This is a genomic window from Paenibacillus sp. 2KB_22, from assembly GCF_052115745.1.
GTDB lineage: Bacteria > Bacillota > Bacilli > Paenibacillales > Paenibacillaceae > Paenibacillus.
Genome location: NZ_JBFRHG010000001.1, coordinates 1,397,643 through 1,417,468 on the forward strand (window position 1 = coordinate 1,397,643; position 19,826 = coordinate 1,417,468).

The 19,826-nt window shown below is 47.1% G+C and carries 15 protein-coding genes; 3 read left to right on the forward strand and 12 right to left on the reverse strand.

Annotation, left to right across the window (positions count from 1 at the left end; all coding sequences use genetic code 11):
* Positions 1-160: 160 nt before the first annotated feature.
* A complete protein-coding gene (locus AB4111_RS05950) occupies positions 161-1,774 on the reverse strand; it encodes a response regulator transcription factor (protein ID WP_442030825.1) in 1,614 nt (537 codons plus the stop codon).
* A complete protein-coding gene (locus tag AB4111_RS05955; protein ID WP_442030826.1) occupies positions 1,749-3,548 on the reverse strand; it encodes a sensor histidine kinase in 1,800 nt (599 codons plus the stop codon). Before AB4111_RS05955 ends, AB4111_RS05950 begins: the two co-directional genes overlap by 26 nt.
* A gap of 378 nt (positions 3,549-3,926) precedes the next feature.
* Between AB4111_RS05955 and AB4111_RS05960 the strand changes: the two genes are divergently transcribed.
* Positions 3,927-5,369: a hypothetical protein gene (locus tag AB4111_RS05960; RefSeq protein ID WP_442030827.1), complete on the forward strand. Its 1,443-nt coding sequence runs from the start codon at positions 3,927-3,929 to the stop codon at positions 5,367-5,369.
* Positions 5,370-5,591: 222 nt separating this feature from the next.
* Here the strand turns inward: AB4111_RS05960 and AB4111_RS05965 are convergent, their stop codons facing one another.
* The 5 genes from AB4111_RS05965 to AB4111_RS05985 all read right to left on the reverse strand — a co-directional run bounded on the left by AB4111_RS05965 (position 5,592) and on the right by AB4111_RS05985 (position 10,542).
* Positions 5,592-6,191: a DUF4269 domain-containing protein gene (locus AB4111_RS05965; RefSeq protein WP_442030828.1), complete on the reverse strand. Its 600-nt coding sequence runs from the start codon at positions 6,189-6,191 to the stop codon at positions 5,592-5,594.
* A 2-nt stretch (positions 6,192-6,193) separates the two neighbouring features.
* Complete coding sequence (locus AB4111_RS05970) at positions 6,194-6,400, reverse strand: YwbE family protein (protein ID WP_026081155.1); 207 nt, start codon at positions 6,398-6,400, stop codon at positions 6,194-6,196.
* Between the two features lie 214 nt (positions 6,401-6,614).
* A complete protein-coding gene (locus AB4111_RS05975) occupies positions 6,615-7,403 on the reverse strand; it encodes a polysaccharide deacetylase family protein (protein ID WP_253433462.1) in 789 nt (262 codons plus the stop codon).
* A 63-nt stretch (positions 7,404-7,466) separates the two neighbouring features.
* Complete coding sequence (locus AB4111_RS05980) at positions 7,467-8,408, reverse strand: aldo/keto reductase (RefSeq protein WP_442030829.1); 942 nt, start codon at positions 8,406-8,408, stop codon at positions 7,467-7,469.
* A 109-nt stretch (positions 8,409-8,517) separates the two neighbouring features.
* Positions 8,518-10,542, reverse strand: a complete 2,025-nt coding sequence (locus tag AB4111_RS05985; protein ID WP_442030830.1) for a Na+/H+ antiporter — start codon at positions 10,540-10,542, stop codon at positions 8,518-8,520.
* A gap of 404 nt (positions 10,543-10,946) precedes the next feature.
* Here AB4111_RS05985 and AB4111_RS05990 point away from each other — a divergent pair, with 404 nt between their 5' ends.
* Complete coding sequence (locus AB4111_RS05990; RefSeq protein ID WP_442030831.1) at positions 10,947-11,246, forward strand: hypothetical protein; 300 nt, start codon at positions 10,947-10,949, stop codon at positions 11,244-11,246.
* A gap of 97 nt (positions 11,247-11,343) precedes the next feature.
* Here AB4111_RS05990 and AB4111_RS05995 read toward each other — a convergent pair whose 3' ends face one another.
* On the reverse strand, positions 11,344-11,826 hold the full coding sequence (locus AB4111_RS05995; protein WP_442030832.1) for a MarR family winged helix-turn-helix transcriptional regulator: 483 nt from the start codon (positions 11,824-11,826) through the stop codon (positions 11,344-11,346).
* A 270-nt stretch (positions 11,827-12,096) separates the two neighbouring features.
* Here AB4111_RS05995 and AB4111_RS06000 point away from each other — a divergent pair, with 270 nt between their 5' ends.
* Positions 12,097-13,212 (forward strand): FAD-dependent monooxygenase, encoded by a 1,116-nt coding sequence (locus tag AB4111_RS06000; protein ID WP_442030833.1) that lies wholly within the window; start codon positions 12,097-12,099, stop codon positions 13,210-13,212.
* Positions 13,213-13,329: 117 nt separating this feature from the next.
* On the opposite strand, the gene AB4111_RS06005 is transcribed toward AB4111_RS06000, so the two are convergent.
* The 4 genes from AB4111_RS06005 to AB4111_RS06020 all read right to left on the reverse strand — a co-directional run bounded on the left by AB4111_RS06005 (position 13,330) and on the right by AB4111_RS06020 (position 19,817).
* A complete protein-coding gene (locus AB4111_RS06005) occupies positions 13,330-13,557 on the reverse strand; it encodes a hypothetical protein (RefSeq protein ID WP_442030834.1) in 228 nt (75 codons plus the stop codon).
* A gap of 229 nt (positions 13,558-13,786) precedes the next feature.
* A complete protein-coding gene (locus AB4111_RS06010) occupies positions 13,787-16,363 on the reverse strand; it encodes a beta-mannosidase (protein ID WP_442030835.1) in 2,577 nt (858 codons plus the stop codon).
* A gap of 89 nt (positions 16,364-16,452) precedes the next feature.
* Positions 16,453-18,039, reverse strand: a complete 1,587-nt coding sequence (locus AB4111_RS06015; protein WP_442030836.1) for a helix-turn-helix domain-containing protein — start codon at positions 18,037-18,039, stop codon at positions 16,453-16,455.
* Complete coding sequence (locus AB4111_RS06020; RefSeq protein WP_442030837.1) at positions 18,036-19,817, reverse strand: cache domain-containing sensor histidine kinase; 1,782 nt, start codon at positions 19,815-19,817, stop codon at positions 18,036-18,038. Before AB4111_RS06020 ends, AB4111_RS06015 begins: the two co-directional genes overlap by 4 nt.
* Positions 19,818-19,826 lie beyond the last annotated feature (9 nt).

Genomic DNA, 19,826 nt, shown 5'->3' on the forward strand with positions numbered 1-19,826 from the left:
TTTCGTTCCAAGCAAGGAAGTTTTCCGCAGGCGTGCCGGGGCACGTCAAGGGAAAGTGACGCAGGAGGGGGCGAAAAGGCGGTAAAAGATGCACTTCAGCGAGTTTTATGACACGTCCTAGTACCAAAAAAACAAAAGACGCAGCATGCTGCGCCCTGAACTATACCGTACGTGACTGTTTACGAAACTCCTGTGGCGTTATACCCGTACACTTTTTGAACATTTTGGTGAAATGCGAGTAATTATAGTACCCCACCTTGCCAGCGATATCCGTCACTTTGACGGTGGACTGGGACAACAACGTTTTCGCTTTAGCTACTCTGCCCTGCAGGATAAACTCAGATAGGGACATGCCCTTCTCTTTTCGAAACAGACGGGATAGATAAGCGGGATTGAATCCGGCAAAAGCAGCAAGCTCCTCTCGCATGAGTTCTTCACCAATATGAGTTTCAATATAAACGCACAACTGATCCACAATGGTCATGGGACTATGATCGTCCGGGTACAACACCGGGATAACACGATCAATCAGATCCGACGTCCACTGCTTCAACTGCGGCAACGACCTTGTCACCACACTCTCTTCCGGCTCCCTTTCACCCGGATAAAGACTGCGTATGGACACGTTTTTCTGATGAAGCAGCGGATAGACCACATGCAGCATGGCATGATAGTAAAGATGCAGCATTTCAGGAGACAATCCCTCCTGGGCAGCAAGCAACTCAAAAATCTCATCCACACGTTCTCGCAAGTCCCCTACTTTCCCCGTCTCAAAAAGAATGGATAATTCCGAAAACCATGGAATAGGCAAAAAGCGATCTTCCTGATCTCTTCCCCGCTCATCATAGACAAAAACTTCTTCAAGCTCCTTAATATTGCGCCGTTCCATATCCATCAGTTCATTTAACATGCCTTGCAATTCAGTTACAGCAACCGGGACACCAACATAACAGGACAAACGGCAGTAGAAATACGTTCCACAATCCTGGATATACCCCTGACAACGTTGTGCCACTTCGCTCGCACTTGGGATGATGCCGTCTTGCTCATAAGCAAGCACAATATTCAATCCACTTTGATCCTGAAACACCTCACCCGGCTTGTTGCCAAGCAGGATCTCCCTGGCTGCATTACGGAGCGCATATTCCAGCACCTCTTCGTCGCGCAGGTCAAACTCACGCACCCACTCCTCCACCGAGATCACTATAGGTAACACACGAGCCTGCGGATCAATCTCAGCACCATACAATTCTGCGAGCTCTTGCAACCGTTGTTTGGTTAACGTGATGCGTTGAGAGATGGCATCTTTCCAGAAGCGTTCTGTCAGTAGCGGTTTATGGGTTTTCCAGCGTTTGTATACGGTCTCATAAACTTCGTTGGTACGGGTACGCTGCTCTCCATCCTTGATCTTCTCCACCGCCTGGGTTACTACCTTAATCAATTGATCTGCTGGAGCCGGCTTCAACACATAATCAAAGCTATTTAGCTTGATGGCTGTCTGAGCATAATCGAATAAAGCATGCCCTGTCAGGAAAATGGTAAGTATGCCTGGATCATGTTTCAACACCCAGCTTTGCAGGTCAAGCCCCGTTTCACCAGGCATCTCGATATCACAGATCATAATATCAATAGCATGTGCCCTTAAAATCTCTCTTGCCTCTTCGGCATCACAAGCACTGAATACCTGGTCGACGCCTGCTGCTTGCCAGTTAACGCCTTCCACCATCGCTTGTAATGCATACACTTCATCATCCACGATCAACAGGTTCCGCATGGGCTCCCCCTTCTTCCTCTTCGGTCTGAGCGGGTAAATCAATGATGACTTTGGCCCCATGATCCGCCTCATTTCCAAACTGCAAACTGGCTTGATCACCATACTTCACTAAAAGCCGATGAGCCACGTTCCATATACCGATATGCTGTCCACTCGGGTCTTCAGCGTACTGTCCATGTTGCAGACGCTCCAATAATTCCTCATCAAATCCGACACCATTATCCACAATCATCAGTTGAAGCACCGTCCCATCGACCTGACCAGATGACTTCGCACCGAGGCGTGCCACGATCCGAATAACAAAGGCTTGCGTCCGGCGCTGAAATCCATGAATAATGGCATTCTCCACAAACGGCTGAATGGTTAATGGAGGAATCACATAATGTTCCAGATTCGGTTCGATATCCAGTTCAAAATCGAATCTGTTTGGAAACCTCAGCTTTTGAATTTCTAAGTAATGACGAATGTGCTCCAGCTCTTCATCCAGACGAATAACACGTTTGCCTGCGCGCAGACTGAATCGAAAATAATCGGCCAGATGACCAGCCATCTGCTGCACCAACTCATGCTTTTGCAAGGAAGCCAGGCTATGAATAATATTGAGTGAATTCAGGTAAAAGTGCGGATTGATTTGCATCTGTAATTGTTTGAACTCTGCCTCCCGCGTTCGCAGTTGTTCCTCATACACATCAATCTTCAGATGTCTGATCTCACTGGTCATTTGATTGAAACTTCGGGTCATAAATTCAAGTTCCGAAGAAGATGGCGGGTCCAGCTTCACATCGAGATCTCCCCGGCTCACCCTTCTCATGCCTCGAATCAACGCATTCATCGGGCGGAATAACAGATGCCGCAAAAAGATCAGTGCAGTAACCAGAATTACTGCCGCACCAATGGGAAGCAGACGAATGATCTGCTGGAAAAACGGGAGGTTACGCATCATGTCTTCCTCAGGCAGCAGCACGATATAATTCATCTCGGACATGGCCGAGGCAATTCCCAACATCAAATATTGACGTGCCTCTCCCTTGTTCACAACTTCAGAGATCACCTGATACGGATCCTTCAGGCCAGGAAGATGCGCTGCAGCCAGCTGAATCTGTGCAGTAGTCAATGTGGAATCGGATAATGCCCCACCGTCTGTTCCAACAATGACTGCGCCTCCCCTATCCCCGGATTCAGTGAATTGTTGTGTATGATTCAGTGCATTCATATCGACAAGTGCACCTGCATAGAACTGCTGGTTGATTCGCACCGTTTTCACCAGTGCATTCCATGTTCCGCCACGCACGATGCTCCATTCCGGCTTCTGGATATCCCCTTCCAATTGCTGCATCTGGACAGGCATACTCTCCTGCACAACCGACTTTTTGACATCATAATTGCCTGAAGTGGCGAGCAGCAGATCATCATTCACGGCATCATATAGGAAAAAAGAATCGATTAGATTATAAAAACCGATATCTGTCATGAATTTGTTCATAATCCGTTGCTTTGCAATGATATAATCACCGCTGCCGTATTTTAGAAAAAACAGAGAGATAATATCCGGGTCCCTCTCGCCCAGACTATATAAATACCGATTCGTCTCCTGTAATACACGTTCATTCTGCTCCACACTCTTGGCGAGATGATTCATATTGGTGAGGGATACTTTGTCACGTACGACTTTCATGGCGTAGACGTTGTTGTAATAAAGCAGCATGAATAGTGGCAGCATGATCAAAGTTAAACCCACAATAAATTTAAAACGAAGTGAACGGATCAAGTTCATGGATTCCCGCCCTTTGAGAGGTAGTTCAAGAAGTCTGCTTTTGAACACACACTTTTTTTGATTCAACACCATTTTTCTATTTTCTTCCTTATGATGGCATGTTTATTGTAATCACCCCTGCTTGCCATTGTCTATGGGTTCCCGTGACCTTCATATGTCAATTCTGGTGACTTTCATCCGCTCGAATTGCAATAGTAACAAGCTTCATGTTGTAATAAATTCTCCAGTTGTAAAAAAAATCCTTCATTATAAATCGGAAGCTTCTCCCTAAAAATAAATGCTGCGGCAAGCCCTGAACTCCACGAACGCCCGATCTTGACATGCATACGATATATCACTCCTAGGGATTTGTCACCAGGATGTAGGGAGGCCTGTTCGATGAATATTCAACTCACTGCGTTGCACTATGTCTATCTGGCATATATCGTCTTGATCATCGCCGTAATGATTCGGCGCAGGGACACCACGATCATCTGTGTCGCGGGTATTATGACCATTGGACTTCTGGCAACCGAAACCTTAAGCGGGTCAGTTGCAGGGATCTTCAGCAGTTTTATCTATGCAACAAAAGAATTGCTAAGTACGATCTTCATCATCTCGATTATTGTGGCAATGAGCCGCGTTCTGATCAGAACAGGCATTAATGAGGTCATGGTGACACCCGTCACCCGGTTTATCCGTTCTCCTCAGGTCGCATATTGGGGTATCGGATTAATCATGATGGTCGTATCGCTATTTTTTTGGCCATCTCCGGCCGTAGCACTCGTCGGTGCAGTTCTTCTTCCTGTAGCCGTGCGTGTAGGTCTTCCTCCCATTGGAGCTGCCATTGCCATGAACCTGTTCGGACATGGGATTGCACTGTCAGGAGATTACATTATTCAAGGGGCTCCCAAACTTACAGCCGATGCAGCCGGTCTACCCGTTACTTCCGTCATGACGGCCAGCATTCCTTTGGTCATTGTCATGGGAACCGTATCTACACTAACAGCCTTCTGGATGCTGCGCAAAGAGATGAAATCAGGCTCCCCTGTTCACTCCCTAGACTCTATATCAGGAACACGGAGCATGGAACCTTCCTCCTCATCAGAGGCTGTGCCCACCACCCTGCCCGCTAATCAGCCTGTTCAACGTCAAGTTATGTCCCCCCGTCTGCAAAAAGCGTTCGCTCTACTTATCCCTCTGTTATTCGCAGTTGATGTGATTCTGATGTTTGTATTGAAGTTGCAAGGCGGCGATGCAACAGCTCTGATTGGTGGAACCGCTGTGGTCATACTGATCGCTGTCACACTTGCCGGACATCGTAATGAGGGACCAGAGGAAACGACCAATTATTTAATAGAAGGATTTCAGTTTGGTTTCAAGGTGTTTGGACCGGTTATTCCCATAGCTGCGTTTTTTTATCTGGGAGATGCTGCAATTACGGAGTTGTTCAACAACCCTCTTCCTGAAGGTTCTCACGGGATCGTGAATGATCTTGGGGTCGCACTTGCTGGACTGGTGCCACTGAATGATACGGTAGGCGCAATTACAATGACGGTGACGGGAGCAGTTACGGGAATGGATGGTTCGGGGTTCTCGGGTATTTCCCTGGTTGGCTCGATTGCGTCCATGTTCGCAGGTTCGGCAGATTCTGCACCTGTGCTGACCGCGCTGGGTCAGGTTGCAGCCATATGGGTAGGTGGTGGAACCTTGATTCCATGGGCATTAATTCCTGCTGCTGCAATCTGCGGAGTCAGTCCTTTTGAACTTGCCAGACGCAACCTGAAGCCTGTATTGCTGGGACTTATGGTAACGACGATTGTAGCTATCTTTCTGATCTGAGCAAAGGTTATTTACACTGACACTTCGATGACAGAAGCACCTTCCAATCGCTGTTATTTCCAGATTTTTTGATTCCCTTGATAAAGGGAAAATCCGGTAATAAGCATATGCTTCCGATGCAGCTTTCTTTCAGAAAGCTTTTAGGCGAACGCTTCGCTTTTTCAGGTTTTTTCTGTCCTCTCCGTTATCGTGTAAATGATTAGTTCATCTCAAATAGACATTTTAAAAAGACGTGCGTGAACGCGCCAAGTTCCAGAGATCTTCACGTTTCATCTCGGCCAGATGCAGCATGTCCACATATGGATCTCCCTGTAATCCAAGTACAGAAGCAAATGCAGGCTCCGTCTTCCACCCTGCCTGTTTCAGTCTGCGGATCTCACGATGTCCTGGTTCTCCCCACAGTTGTAACAATCTCCACTCCACAATCATATGTAGGTATGCATTCTGCCTGTTAACCGGAACGGTTTGGGCAAAAATCTCCACAGGCCAATGTCCCACTTGCAAATTACAAGTCACATAAGGACGTTGGCCGGGAAGATGCCCACCACGAACACATTGAAACTCACCAACAGCTCCGATCTGATCATACATCTCAGCTTCAAAGGCATCCAGATCCTCTGCATAACACAGCAGATCCAGATCACTGCCCGGAACATCAATATCAATCGGTACTGTCCCCGCCGGATAGGGGTGGTAGCCAGCTAATAGTTCGAGCAAGCCACTGCTTTGTATTACGCGATATGCGTCCTGCTGACGTGCATTACCCGAAGCCAAATGTGCCATTACTTCTGCGGTCGTGCTCATTTCACCGCCTTGAGCCACAGTTAGTTCGATCCTCCTGTAATGACCTGTTTCACACGTCCCACTTGGCCACTCGTCAGTCGTACTTTGATTCCGTGTGGATGTGTAGGGGACTTGGTTAATAGATCCTTTACAATGCCACGTGTCAGCTTACCTGTAGCTTGGTCCTGCTTCAATACAATGTCCACTTCAAGACCCGGTTTAATATTTACTCGTTGTTGTCCGTTCATCATATTCACTCTCCTCTATGTCATCATTCATATCATGGTTCAAGTAACTCTTCAGCACAAAGCTCCATCTATTGTAGACGTTTTGGTTTCAAAACAAAAGGGAGACAGACAACAACCTCCACTCCTGGCTTCATGTTTCATATGGAGATCAAATATAAAGAAACCGCAGGTCTCTATATCCCGAGGCCTGCGGTTTCTAATTGAATTGCAATATCTAGGGCTTCACATGCTTCAACGAAGAAGAAGGTGCAGCCCCATCCTTCGCAGCTTCACGTGCCTTCACAGCAAGCAGCTCAGACACCGTCACGAATCGATATCCCTGCTGCTGTAACTTCGGCAGAATCGTTTTGAGTGCAGCTACCGTATGGGACTTGCCTTCCACCTTATCGTGGAAGAGTACAATATCCCCATTACGTGCGTTATTCAGTACTTTCTTAACGATAGCCGATACACCTGGGGAAGCCCAGTCCCGTGTATCCTGATGCCAGGACCAGAGTACGATGGTATACCCTTTTTGTTTGGCAGCCTGAATGACCATATCATTGTAATAGCCGCCAGGTGGCCTGAACAACAAGGGCCGCTCCGCACCCGCTTCAATGATGGAACTTTCCGCTGCGTTCATATCCTTCATGTACTTGTCCGCACGTGTTGAGCGGACTGCATACGTGTGCGCATACGTATGATTGGCGATTTCATGCCCTTCGAGCTGTTCCTGCTTAATCAGTTCAGGAAATTTTTCTGCCCATTTGCCCAGTACAAAAAAGGTTCCTTTGGCTTGATATTGCTGAAGCAGTGCCAGAATCTGCGGAGTCTGAACCGGATCTGGTCCATCATCAAAGGTCAGGGCGATGAGTTTATCCTGTGTGGGAACTTCCCACACGATCTCTCCTCGTTCCTCATAATACTGACGGTTCTTCTGTACAGGCTTCGCATAAGCAGAACTGCTACCCAGCAAAATAATTAGCGTGAACATTCCGATGACTCGGGCTGCCTTCAGGTTCATGTTGTGTCCTCACTTTGTATTCAAACGTAAACTCCCTGTTAGCATTTCCCGATTCACCCGAACTCATGAACGAAAGATCTGATCCACGACAGCAATTTCTTCAGCAGTTAATTCCACATTTAATGTTTGCAGATTGTTAATGACCTGCTCTGGTCTCTTGGCACCTGGAATCAGTGCATCAATCGAAGGCTGAGTCAGGTACCAGGCCAGAACCAGATGAGCAACCTCAACATCCTTGGATTGTGCTATGCTGCGCAGTTGCTCAACTTTATCCAAATTTTCAATGAAAGCTTCACCTGTAAACAGCGGATTCTTCGCCCGTCCATCCTGAAAGGTTGTATTGCGATTATATTTACCACCGAGCAGTCCCGCTGCCAGTGGGAAGTAAGGCACAAAAGAAATATTATGCTCAGCCGTATACGGCAACAGCTCTTTCTCCGCTTCTCTTTTGAACAAATTATATTCAGATTGTAATACGTCTACATGCCCGTCTTTGTTCGCTTCACGTAACTGATTAATCGAGAAATTAGATACGCCAATCGCACGAATTTTACCAGCTTCTTTTAACTGTTTTAACGTATCTACCGCTTCATCCTTAGGCGTATGTTCATCCGGAAAGTGAATGTAGAACAGATCAATGTAATCGGTTTGCAGACGTTTCAACGCCTCATCCACGGATGTCTTCAGAAAAGCAGGTGAGTTATCCATGACAATCTTGCCATCCACAAATTTATGAGCTGCCTTGGTCGCAATGATGGTATTCTGCCGCTGACCGGTTTCCTTCAATACTTCGCCGATCAGTCGTTCGGAATGCTCAGGTCCATAGATGTATGCCGTGTCAACAAAGTTAATCCCTTGTTTCAAAGCTGTACGAACCACTTCCTTACCCGTCTCATCATTCAGCATGTCTGGATAGATATTATGCCCTCCTACAGCATTTGCACCCAGTCCAATGGGATTTACGACCAGATCGGTTTTGCCCAACCGTATTTGCTGTTTTGCCATGTCTCATCTCTCCCTCACTGATCGATATAAGTATATTTGGTAGTGATTTCTTTCTCGTCCCATAGTATATCAAACCGTTTAGCAAATTTAAAATATCGGATTTATCGGATTAAGTGTTTTTCAACGCAGTCGCTTCCACGTCATTGATAAACCGGCGCAGCTTGGCAGCCACATCACGATTAATTTCACCGTTTTCATACAATTGTTGCACAGTATTGCGCTGTTCCTGAATCGCCACCATCTGCAACTCAAGCTTCTCCTGATTAAACGGATCTTCTGTTTTCCCCTGGTTCCAGGTTCGCAATTTGGCAATTACACGCTCATACTTGGCGATAACCGACAAAGCAACGACTCGATTCCCATCATTCATATGGGCACGAATAGCCTTAATTGCGGCTTCAGAGGTACGTAACTTCACCTGACGGAAAAGTTCTGCATTTTCAAGCATGAAGGGTTGACTCGGCTTCTGGGATCGATTGGTGAACAGATGACCCAGCACACGCCCGATCTCGTTGATTGAGGTCATCATCTGAGTGTTTGCGCGATTAGCCAACATCATTTCTTTGCGATCCAGCCAACTGTCACATTTGAAGGCGGCATCGGAAGCAATAGCATTTTCATCCAGCATCGCTTCGATTTCTTTCCGCTCCGCACGGGTCCCAATCAGGTTAATAGCCGTTTCTTGTTTCTGGATATTTTTGCGTTTATCGGCGGTAAGCTGACCTGCGGCCTGTCTGATATATTTGGACAGATCGGAGACGACCGCGAGTGCTGCAGCTTTGTTCTCATCATTCATTTCGGATTTGACAGCCCGTATTGCGGCATTCAGCATAATGTCATGTGCTTTTCGTTCGGACTTCTGAGGTGTTTCTTCGGTGGATTTCCCATCGTCCTTGGCCAGAACGGGAAGAAACACACTCGCCGCAATTAGGGAGAAGAGGATCACCCCTGCTGCCAGGAAGATAATCAAATCCCGTTCAGGGAAGGGTGAACCATCCTGAAGCACATAAGGAATGGAGAAGGCACCCGCCAATGTCACAGCCCCTCGTACCCCAGATAGGGAAATAATCGTGATATCCTTGAATCTGGGACTGCCAATAGAGGATTTGGTAGGCAGCCATTCATTCCCTTGCCAGAACAGATAGATCCAGAGAAAGCGCAGAACTAGCAGTAGCACCGAGATCAAGCCCACGTAGCCCAGCACCTGCAGATTATTAAACGAAACATTTTCGAAAATGGTACTCAAAACATCCGGGACCTGTACACCCAGAATTACAAACACCAGACCATTTAGTATAAATAAAATGACTGACCATGTACTCGCAGATACCACCTGCATTTTCAACTGAACCGATTCAGCGCGGTCACGCTCAATGGCGTGGATAATACCGCCTGCCACTACCGCAAGAATACCTGATACCCCAATTTCTTCACTCACCAGATAGATGATAAATGGCGTCAGTATCTGCAGCAGCATGTGAATTGTTACATCTTCCATGCCCAGCCTGCGAATCCACATCCCGAGCCTAATTAACAGAAAAGATAACAATGCACCGACGAGAAGTCCGCCAATGGCAATCAGAATAAAACTGAAGGTTGCCTGCGCCAGGGAAAACACACCTGTAACCGTGGCTGCAATGGCGAATTTGAAGGCGACCAAGCCGGATGCATCATTCATTAATGCTTCACCTTCAAGGAGCCTATGTATACCTTTGGGCAAATGTACCCGCCCTGCCATGGCACCAACGGCCACAGCATCTGTCGGGGACAATATGGCTGCAAGAGCAAAAGCCGCGGGTAACGGAATCGTAGGAATCAGCCAATGAATAGCATATCCCGCCACGACCACCGTCACGAATACAAGTCCCAGCGCAAGTAAAAGTATAGGTGCACGCAGATTCCATAATTCATTCCTTGGTGTTCGCTTCCCATCGTTGTATAACAAAGGTGCGATGAAAAGTACAAAGAACAATTCCGGATTCAACTGCAAATGTACCCCGGCAGGAAGCAGAGCTATGGTTACACCAAGCACGATTTGAATGAGCGGAATAGGTATAAAAGGTACAAACCGGTTCAGGATGTTCGATAAACCGATCAGTACCAGTAAGACAAGTACGGCTATAAATATTTCCATGATGACAATCCCTTTCCGCTATAGAAGTGGTGAAACCTTTGTTGCATAGGTTTATTTTAACATAATCCAAACTTTGTTATAAAAATGTTGTCATATTCATATACCCATTTAACTGCTCTCAGACTAGTCTATATAAGTTGAACTATTCATTTACACGATAACGGAGAGGACAGAAAAAACCTGAAAAAGCGAAGCGTTCGCCTTTATCCCCGGATTTTCCCCTTTAGAAAAGGGAATCAAAAAAATCTGGGGATAACAGCGATTGGAAGGTTATTCTGTCATCGTAGTGTCAGTGTAAATAATCTTTAGTTAACTTATATAGATTGAAGAATTCTGATGGATTCTGTATATAAGATGTTACAATATGCTCAGGACAATACCCGTTTGGAAAGGAACTTGCATCTATGGCATTTGGAATTAAACGACAAGAGCTGGCTGCGTGGAAGGAACAAGTGGCTCGTGGTGAGATTGCTTACCTCACTCATTTCTGGATTGACAACCGATTCCCCGGCATCACCAGTGTCACCAAAGTTGGCTGTGCAGATCTGGAACGTCTCGAGCGTTGGTGTAACGATCATGGGCTGGACCCGCGATATATTCATCAGCGGCAGCCATTTCCCCATTTTGACCTAATGGGTTGCAAACAAAAAGAAGTGTTGATCCAGGAAGGCTTGACGGATCATGTGGTTCGCTTTCATTTGTAAACAAACTCAAAAACGCCAGTCTTCAAGGCTCATCCCCCCGCAATTAGGGACGAACTCATGAGGACTGACGTCTTCAAGGACTCAAGTCATATATGCATTATCGGTGGATCTGCTCAAACGACTTCATGTTCTCCAGCAGTTTCAGTTCAATTTTCTTCAACATGCCGAACATCTGCTGTTGCTCCTCTTCGGAAAGTGCTTGCAACAATTCCCACGTCATTCGGCCACGATTCGCATTAAGCGTCTTGGCAAGCTGCGCTCCTTCATCCGTTAAGGACAGCCACACAATTCTCCGATCTTCTTCACTGCGCACACGCTGGATCAACCCTTCTGTCTCCAGTTGATTCAGTACAATGGTGGTTGCGCCAGAAGACAAGCTGAGTTGTCTGGCCACATCAACCGCCATACAGCGGTTTTCACGTAAAATCATGCCCAATATATGACTTTTTGTCGGATTCAGTTTACAGTTGGTTTCGGTCTTCTGCTGCTGATCCAATACTTTATTTTTATATCTGAAGAAGGCCTCCAACAATTGATCTACATTTGCCAATTGAGAGTTTCGCTCCGTATCCGGGCTCATAAACGTTCCTCCTGCCTTTCATCATAACCTACCTTATATTGTAACATATTTACACTATGATGTTTGTGAAAAATACGCTTGCATTGGACACCCTTTACTCGACCGGAAGACTTGTGTTTTATTTTGGGTTTCACCTATTGCATTATGGCAACGGGTTTGTTTATAATAACCTATATCTTTAAAGTTACTTTTAGTTACTTAATGATTTTAATAAATCTGTTGTTATAAAGTAAACAAGAGTCACCATTATATTGCAAGGGACTTATGCACATGAATCAGAATTCACAATCACAATTAAAAACGGATGTTTGTATCGTCGGCGCTGGGCCAGGTGGTGCCTTACTTTCGTATTTACTGAATCAAAAAGGGATATCCACGATGCTTATAGAGCGGCAACCTCACCTGCACAAGTCGTTTCGCGGGGAGTTGCTCAATGTGGACGGCGAAGCAATTTTAAATAAACACGGCCTCTATTCCCTCATCAAGGAACGTGGAGCGCTGCTCTTGGAGCAGATTCAATATTGGGAAAATGGTCAGATTATTCATACGGTATCCCCGGGCAATGGGGAATCTCATGTGGGTATTCATGTACCGCAAGATCATCTCCTGGAAGCCATCGTGTCGCATGCTGAGCAGCACAGTTCAAACGAACAAGTACGATTCAATACAATTATGACGGGTATGCTACGAGACAAGAACGGTCATATCGTTGGTATTAACATTCGGCAGAACGGCGTGCCTGCCTCCATCGAAGCATCCGTTATTGTCGGTGCTGATGGCAGATACTCTGCTGTACGCAAACATTCCGGTTTGACCCCCGAAATTCGCAAGCATGGGTATGATCTGCTGTGGGCGCGCATTCCGGCACCTATGGGTTGGGAACCTGCTGTTCGAATGGCCAGCATGGATGGTCAACAGCTTGCCCTGTTCTCACAATTCGGCGGTTATGTTCAGATTGGATGGAACATCCCCGAAGGAGCATACTCCAAGCTGCGAGAGCAGCCGATTGCTCCTTTTGTAGACAAACTTGTCTCCGCATTCCCCTGTCTGTCTGATTCTGTAGCTGCCAACATTCAGAGCTGGAGTGATTTTGTTCTGTTATCTGTCGAAAGCAGCTATTGCCAGTCGTGGGCACAAGACAATGTTATACTCATCGGTGATGCCGCTCATACCATGACCCCAACGGGTGCGTTCGGACTTAATGCCGCGCTCGAAGATGCGGATGTGCTCTCGGAATTACTTGTTCAGATGGCTACAGATCGATTCAGTTCCACTGCACAACTTCAGGAACTTCAGAAGATTCGCGGTGCAAAGGTACAGCAGCAACTTGCACGACAAGTGGAGATGGAATCCTCTTTCCAACAGCGTTATGAATCCTTTCTCTAAACCCAGTTAATACGGATAAAATGCCTATATGCCCAAACAGCCGATCACTTCCTCATTAGAGAAGAATCGGCTGTTGGTTTGTTGGTTTATCTTTTTTATGTAATTCCGTGTCCTTCTTCATTTTCGTTTGCGTGGAGCAAACGTGTCTTCTCTGGGTGCTTCTTGTACAGTATCAACGTCCTTCGGATAGGATGAGATGTTATCTTTTTCATATATCGCTTTCTCCAGATTGCTTATACGACGCAGTACTTGTTTGCTTTTACGAATAATATATACGATACCAATAATCAGCAGAATCAACATCAAAATGAAGATAATCATCTCGGGATAAAAGACAAACGACATGAATTCACCTCCTTTTGAGAACGATTTCTTTCTATCATACTAACCTTAATGATCCAAGATGTGAACCCGATTGGAATTTTCGCTTGTGGAATAAGCACAAGATCACCTGACACAGCGACATGAACTCACCTGCTGCAAAAGCAAAAAAGGTGGCATCCCTGATCAGGATTACCACCTTGAATTTTGAACCTCGAACCTCGGATAAGTATCGAAGTCTATTATTATTATTTTACCCTTCTCTGCCGTTCATGGCACTGACCCGAAGTTCTGTCAGAGGCAAAGACGATTGCTCTGGATGACGAAGTCTTACCGTCCGGCTCTCGCCGGGGAGCAGATCAAAATAATTGTCACTGAATCGGACACGCCCAAGAGGGAGCTCCAGCTTCACCAAGCGTGCAATTGCACCACTGGCCGTAACCGTCACAGACTGTTCCTCTTCATTCACATGTACACTCAATTGAGATTTCGGCAAGGTCACATCCTTAGGATCACGCAAGAAATATCGATTCATCGGCGCCGCAAACCCTTCGGATACCAACTCAACCATTACTTCCTCCGCACGTCTGCCCCGTAACACCTCTACTTCAGTGAATTCGGCAATACATAATGCGGATTGAGATGTTACTTCAACAGCATGTACGCTGGAATAGATCTTCTCTCCATGTAATTCATAGACATTGAACCGAAGCTCGCCTTTCAGTACGTCCCGTGTATCGTTTACGACCCACAACGCAAGCGGCTCCCCCGGCTCATGCTCGAGTGACAACAGGACAGGATGAAAGAATATTTTCCCGTAATAAAAAGATGCCTTCGGCAGCAGTTCATAATCAATCATGGACCAGCTTGTTCCTGGCCAACTATCATTTAATTGCCACACGAGTGCACCGCTGTTACGGTGATTAATACGTCGGAAATGTTCTATTCCATAGCGCAATCCTTCTGCTTGAGTCAACATGGAATAGTTCATGTACTCCTCTATATTTTGCGGAATGCCTGTGTAACCTTCCATCAGCAGAATGCCTTTTTGGTGGTTGGTATCCTTGTTACGGTAGGCCATCTCCGGACTGCCCCAGTAAAACTGCCCTGCGGGCATATTTTTCTCCAGCGTGTAACGATTAGCCGAGGCATGCATACCAAATTCACTGCTGAAAAGCGCATGATCCTTTTTGTAATTTTTGAACGTTACACCTTCAATACTATAGTCCAGCAACGGCGGCTCTCCATGCTTCCTTGGATAGACCGAGCCATGCCATACCTGCCAGTTGTGACGATCCCCGACATCGGGATCATTCGCGTCCTGACCATTACTACTCCCGAACGGCGAAGAAGGCCAATACGGACGGGACAGATCCAAGCGATCCAGCACTTCAGGGATCAGTTCATGATAGATAAGTTGGCCGTAGAACGGACTGGTAATATCCCCACTTGCAGACTTCATGTCATAAAGCCAGTCAATCTCGTTATTGCCACACCAGATGGCAAGCGAGGCACGGTTACGCAGGCGAATGACATTGTTTTCTACCTCTTGCCGTACATTATCCATGAAATCACGATTGAAATCCGGGAACAACGCGTTCGCAAATGCAAAATCCTGCCACACCAACACCCCTTGCCGATCACACTCATCGTAGAAGACATCCTTCTCATAGATACCACCGGCCCACACGCGCAGCATGTTCATATGTCCTTCTACCGACAGCTCGACAAGCTCACGATACCGGGAGTTTGGGATCGCACCAATCAGATGATCAGCAGGAATCCAGTTGGCACCCTTGGCATATACTTTGACTCCGTTCAGAATAAAAGTAAATGCATCTTCACCCCGTTCATTATGAAGAGCCAGCTCAATCGTTCGTAACCCATAAGGCTCGCTGTAACGATCCACCTCAATGCCATCTGCGTATAAAGTAACCTCTAGCGTATACAGATACGGCTCACCCAGATCATGAGTCCACCATAACTGAGGTGACGTGACGTTCAACGTGGTATCTGCCTTACCACCTTCTACAGGCAGTTCAGTGGCTCCTGCCACCTCGTGTCCGTTGCGATCCAGCAGACGAACATTACAGGACGTAACCACAGCCTGCTCACGTTTCTGTCTGCTGCTGAAAGACAAGACGGACTTCACATCTGCCGTGACGCGTAATACAGCAAGCTCTGGACTGACTGATTCCGTTCGAGCATACACACTTTCCAGCTTGGCTATTGTTCGTTTTTCCAGCCGTACTGCCCCCCAGATTCCCACCGTCACCATGCGTGGCCCCCAGTCCCAGCCAAAGTTCATCGCTGCTTTGCGCAACCATGGCCGTTCCTTCGTATACGAGGACCAGTCAAAGGTTTCTTTGTCCCGGTGATGCAGGTGAAGCGGATCAAACTTGACAGCAATCGCATTCCAGCCGCTGCGAACCAGAGATGTTACATTAAATGTATGTGACATAAGCATATTTGCCGTTTTTCCAACTTCATGGCCATTCACATACACCGTTGCAAACGTGTCCAATCCTTCAAACACCAATTCAAAGTTCTCTTCCGTCTCCGCATCTCTCACCAGATTGAAGGTAGTACGGTACCACCATTCCTTTTGCTCAATCCAGCGACTTTTGGCATCATTATGTCCGTAATAGGGCGGATCAATGATACTGCGCTCAATCAGTGCAGCATGTACATCCCCAGGCACTTCAGCCCCGATCCAAAAACGGTCATCTAGCGCAGCAGCTGCCACATCCATTGCCCGCTTCTCTCCAACTTCATAATGTTGTATCTTCCATTGTCCCGATAAATCCTGACTTGAACTATGGGTCTTCATCAATACACCCTCACTCTCCAATAACCCTGAGTAATACCCTATCGAAAACGTTTGCAAAAAGGCAATGCATGCTTCCTAATCTGCTATTTCTAACTTCCCGAAGACTTGAACGACAACGCCTCTTCGCGATATTCACTCGGGGTCTTACCGGTATGTTTTTTGAACAGCCTGCTAAAATATTTCACGTCTTCGTAGCCGCTGATGGCAGCAACTTCACTGACCTTCGCTGGAGACACCGCGAGCATATCCATCGCTCTTCGTATACGCATATCGGTGACAAAATCTCCAAAGGTCACACCCATTTCTTTTTTAAACAGTTCACTGAGGTGACCCGGATGCAAATGAACATGTCCAGCTACCTGCTGTAGATTAATATCTTGTGCCAGTGATGATTCAATATAACCAATAGCCTTTTGCACATGGGCAGCCTGTCCCTGACCCATTCGGCTATGATAGACATGCATCAGACCATACAGATGATGGAACAGCATATCCCCGAGCTCCGCAGCTTCGGCATCCGGTTCCGGCAACCATGGCTCGAGCCTTGCGGGTTCTTCACGCCCTGTGGCTCGCATTGTGCGAGTCAGCCAGCGATGACCTGCAATAACGGCTGAGTGCAGACAAGCACTGAACGATTCTGGCGTGACCTCCGGTTCTGTAATAAGACTAGCCACCAGTTCTCGCGTCCATGTCGTTAACCTCACTGAATCATTATCCAGCAATATTGAACCAAGTGTGGTCTCCTCTTCGTGCGTAAGTACAGTTTTACCACCTTGGCGATCCTGAACGTGCTCATAGTGCCATACTTTATCATCCATCAACCCCCGATATCGGAAAGCAGCTGAAGCAGTTCGGTAGCTTTCGTGCAGATCTGCATATCCACGCACAGGCAGACCTACTGCTGCACGCAGAGTGCACTTCAGTAATTGCTCCACCCGACGTAATGCACCCTCCAGCCTGAACGGATATTCCAGATCTACAGGCGGCCATGAAACTACACATATAATTTGCTGTTTCTCTACATGTGCAATGGCACCCGGTAGCATATCCTCGAGGGTATTCTGCACCGCAAATCGTAATAGCGCATCCGAGGATCGATCCCAACCCTCTGCTCGAAGAACAATGACTTGTCTGCGAATCTGTTCATCATCAAGGCCATCATCCGCTGCCTCTATTCCAGCATCAGATCGCAGAAATGAAGGAAATTGGCCCGAAGCGGTGTCACCGTCAATGATCCAACCGGCAAATAACCGCTCCCGATTCTCCCGCATAAGCTGTCCCTCTCTGGACTTCTCTGCCCAACGTTCCGTGATCCGTTGTTTGGCCTGTAATACGGTCTTGATAATCTCTTCCGGCTTGCTTGTTTTGAGCAGATAATCTGTAACACCTTGGCGTATCGCCTGCTGCGCATAAGAAAAGTCATCGTATCCGGACAAAATAATGACTTCCAGCTCAGGTAACAATCGCAGACCCTCTTCTGCCAGTTCCAACCCTGATCTGCCTGTCATCCGAATATCCGTCATCAGGATATGCGGACGTTCCTCTGCCATGCGTGTTAACGCCTCCTCTGCCGAGGCAGCAGGTTGAAGAAGTTCAATTCCGAGTTCATGCCAAGCGATAACGCTAGCAAGCCCTGTACGGATAATCACTTCATCATCCACAATTAATAGTCTCATGGCGAACCCTCCAAGATTGGAATGGAAAACGAAATCCGGGTACCTCCCCCAACCCTGCTGTCCACTTCAAGCTGTGCATCCGCTCCATAATGGAGCAGCAGCCTCTCATTCACATTGCAGAGTCCATAACCGCCTTGGTTTAACTGTTTTTCCGGCTGTTTTCCCTTCCATTCCCTAATGCTTATCCTTAATTGCTCCAATCTGTCTGGCTCCATGCCGACACCATCATCCAGTACCAGCACATTCATCTGTTCATTATCCGGGTCCTTGCGAATCATTATGGTGATGGTGCCCACGCCTGCTTTGGGCTGAATGCCATGAATCATGGCATTCTCAACGAGCGGTTGCAGCAACAGCTTCAGCATCATTCGCTTCTCAAGCGCTGGATCAACGATATAATGCAAGACGAATTGATCAGGGAAACGAATGGACTGCACACGCACATAATGGCGGATATGAGCAATCTCCTGTTCCACAGGATAATAATCCTGACCATTGTTTAAGCTGATGCGCAGAAAATCACTCAAGCCCTCAACCATGTCCGCGATCCGCTTCTCTTCAGACATCAAGGCAATCCAGTGAATTGAAGAAAGCGTGTTATACAGGAAGTGCGGATTAATCTGCGCCTGAAGCACCCGAAGATCCGCTTCTTTTTTGCGAGCCTCACCGCGAATAACCTCTTCCTTCAATAACTGAATATGTGAACCGAGCAGATTGTAACTCTCCCCAAGCCTGCCAATCTCGTCATCACTCTCAGATCGAAACAGCGGAAGAGGACGTTCCGGATCAATTCGGGACAGATGTCTGGTAAGCACGCGAAGCGGCCGCGTCACACGCCGCACCGTAAACCAGACCAAGCCTGCACTGATCGCAGCAGACATGGCAACGGCGCACCCGGTCAGAATAAGAATATACCGATTCTCGGACTTGTACTGGTCATATGGGACCGTTCCGACCAACGTCCAACCTGTCAATTCTTCCGGATAATAGAGCACCGTCCGTTTATCCTCACCACTGCCATGCGTGGTCGTTCCGCTACCACCAGCCTGAATTAACGTTGTGACCCCTGGCTCGACATCTTCCAGCTTAAGTCCAAGACGGGATTTGTCCATCGAAGAGAGAATCTCTCCAGAACTGCCGATGAGTTCCAATCTGCCTTGCCCTCTGCCTAATCCCAGAGCGGCCCATCCCTTGGATATGGCCTTCTCATCCAGACTAATGGCTAACCAGCCGATAGGCCGATAATCATGGATACTGCGAATCGGTCGAACCAATGTGATCACATTTTGTATACCGGCATAATTCTGGACCGGGTATACCCCCGTCCATTGTTTAACTGCTTCACCACTAGGAACAGAAGGATAGGACAGGTTGAATTCACTGGATTCATACCAGGTAGCAGTCGACAATGTGGCATCAAAACGTCCTGGATATATGGCGATGTTGGCGATATATTTCTTGGAAGCAGCCAGATTGGTCATCCTGCCCAAGATATCCACTCTGTCCATCTCGTGATCTTCATTTTGGCTAAGATAGTGCTGAATATCCCGTTCTCCAATCAGGAAAATGGACAGGTTCTCGGCATCCTGCAGCATATAACGAAGATTGGCTTCCACCTGCTTCAGCGTATCCATGCCGGACAGTTTTGTTTTTTGCTCCGTGATGCGGGAAGAGATTAGAAAGGCGAACAGACCCAAAGCCAGCAATGGCACAATCATTGAAGCCGTCACAACGACGGATAGCTTCCTTTGTAACGAAGATGTGAGCCAGCGTGCCAAACGTTTCTC

Excerpts from the sequence above, each read along its gene's own strand:
- AB4111_RS05950 (WP_442030825.1), bottom strand. The coding sequence starts at position 1,774 with ATGCGGAACCTGTTGATCGTGGATGATGAAGTGTATGCATTACAAGCG.
- AB4111_RS05955 (WP_442030826.1), bottom strand. The coding sequence starts at position 3,548 with ATGAACTTGATCCGTTCACTTCGTTTTAAATTTATTGTGGGTTTAACT.
- AB4111_RS05960 (WP_442030827.1), top strand. The coding sequence starts at position 3,927 with ATGAATATTCAACTCACTGCGTTGCACTATGTCTATCTGGCATATATC.
- AB4111_RS05970 (WP_026081155.1), bottom strand. The coding sequence starts at position 6,400 with ATGAACGGACAACAACGAGTAAATATTAAACCGGGTCTTGAAGTGGAC.
- AB4111_RS05975 (WP_253433462.1), bottom strand. The coding sequence starts at position 7,403 with ATGAACCTGAAGGCAGCCCGAGTCATCGGAATGTTCACGCTAATTATT.
- AB4111_RS05980 (WP_442030829.1), bottom strand. The coding sequence starts at position 8,408 with ATGGCAAAACAGCAAATACGGTTGGGCAAAACCGATCTGGTCGTAAAT.
- AB4111_RS05985 (WP_442030830.1), bottom strand. The coding sequence starts at position 10,542 with ATGGAAATATTTATAGCCGTACTTGTCTTACTGGTACTGATCGGTTTA.
- AB4111_RS05990 (WP_442030831.1), top strand. The coding sequence starts at position 10,947 with ATGGCATTTGGAATTAAACGACAAGAGCTGGCTGCGTGGAAGGAACAA.
- AB4111_RS05995 (WP_442030832.1), bottom strand. The coding sequence starts at position 11,826 with ATGAGCCCGGATACGGAGCGAAACTCTCAATTGGCAAATGTAGATCAA.
- AB4111_RS06000 (WP_442030833.1), top strand. The coding sequence starts at position 12,097 with ATGAATCAGAATTCACAATCACAATTAAAAACGGATGTTTGTATCGTC.
- AB4111_RS06005 (WP_442030834.1), bottom strand. The coding sequence starts at position 13,557 with ATGTCGTTTGTCTTTTATCCCGAGATGATTATCTTCATTTTGATGTTG.
- AB4111_RS06010 (WP_442030835.1), bottom strand. The coding sequence starts at position 16,363 with ATGAAGACCCATAGTTCAAGTCAGGATTTATCGGGACAATGGAAGATA.
- AB4111_RS06015 (WP_442030836.1), bottom strand. The coding sequence starts at position 18,039 with ATGAGACTATTAATTGTGGATGATGAAGTGATTATCCGTACAGGGCTT.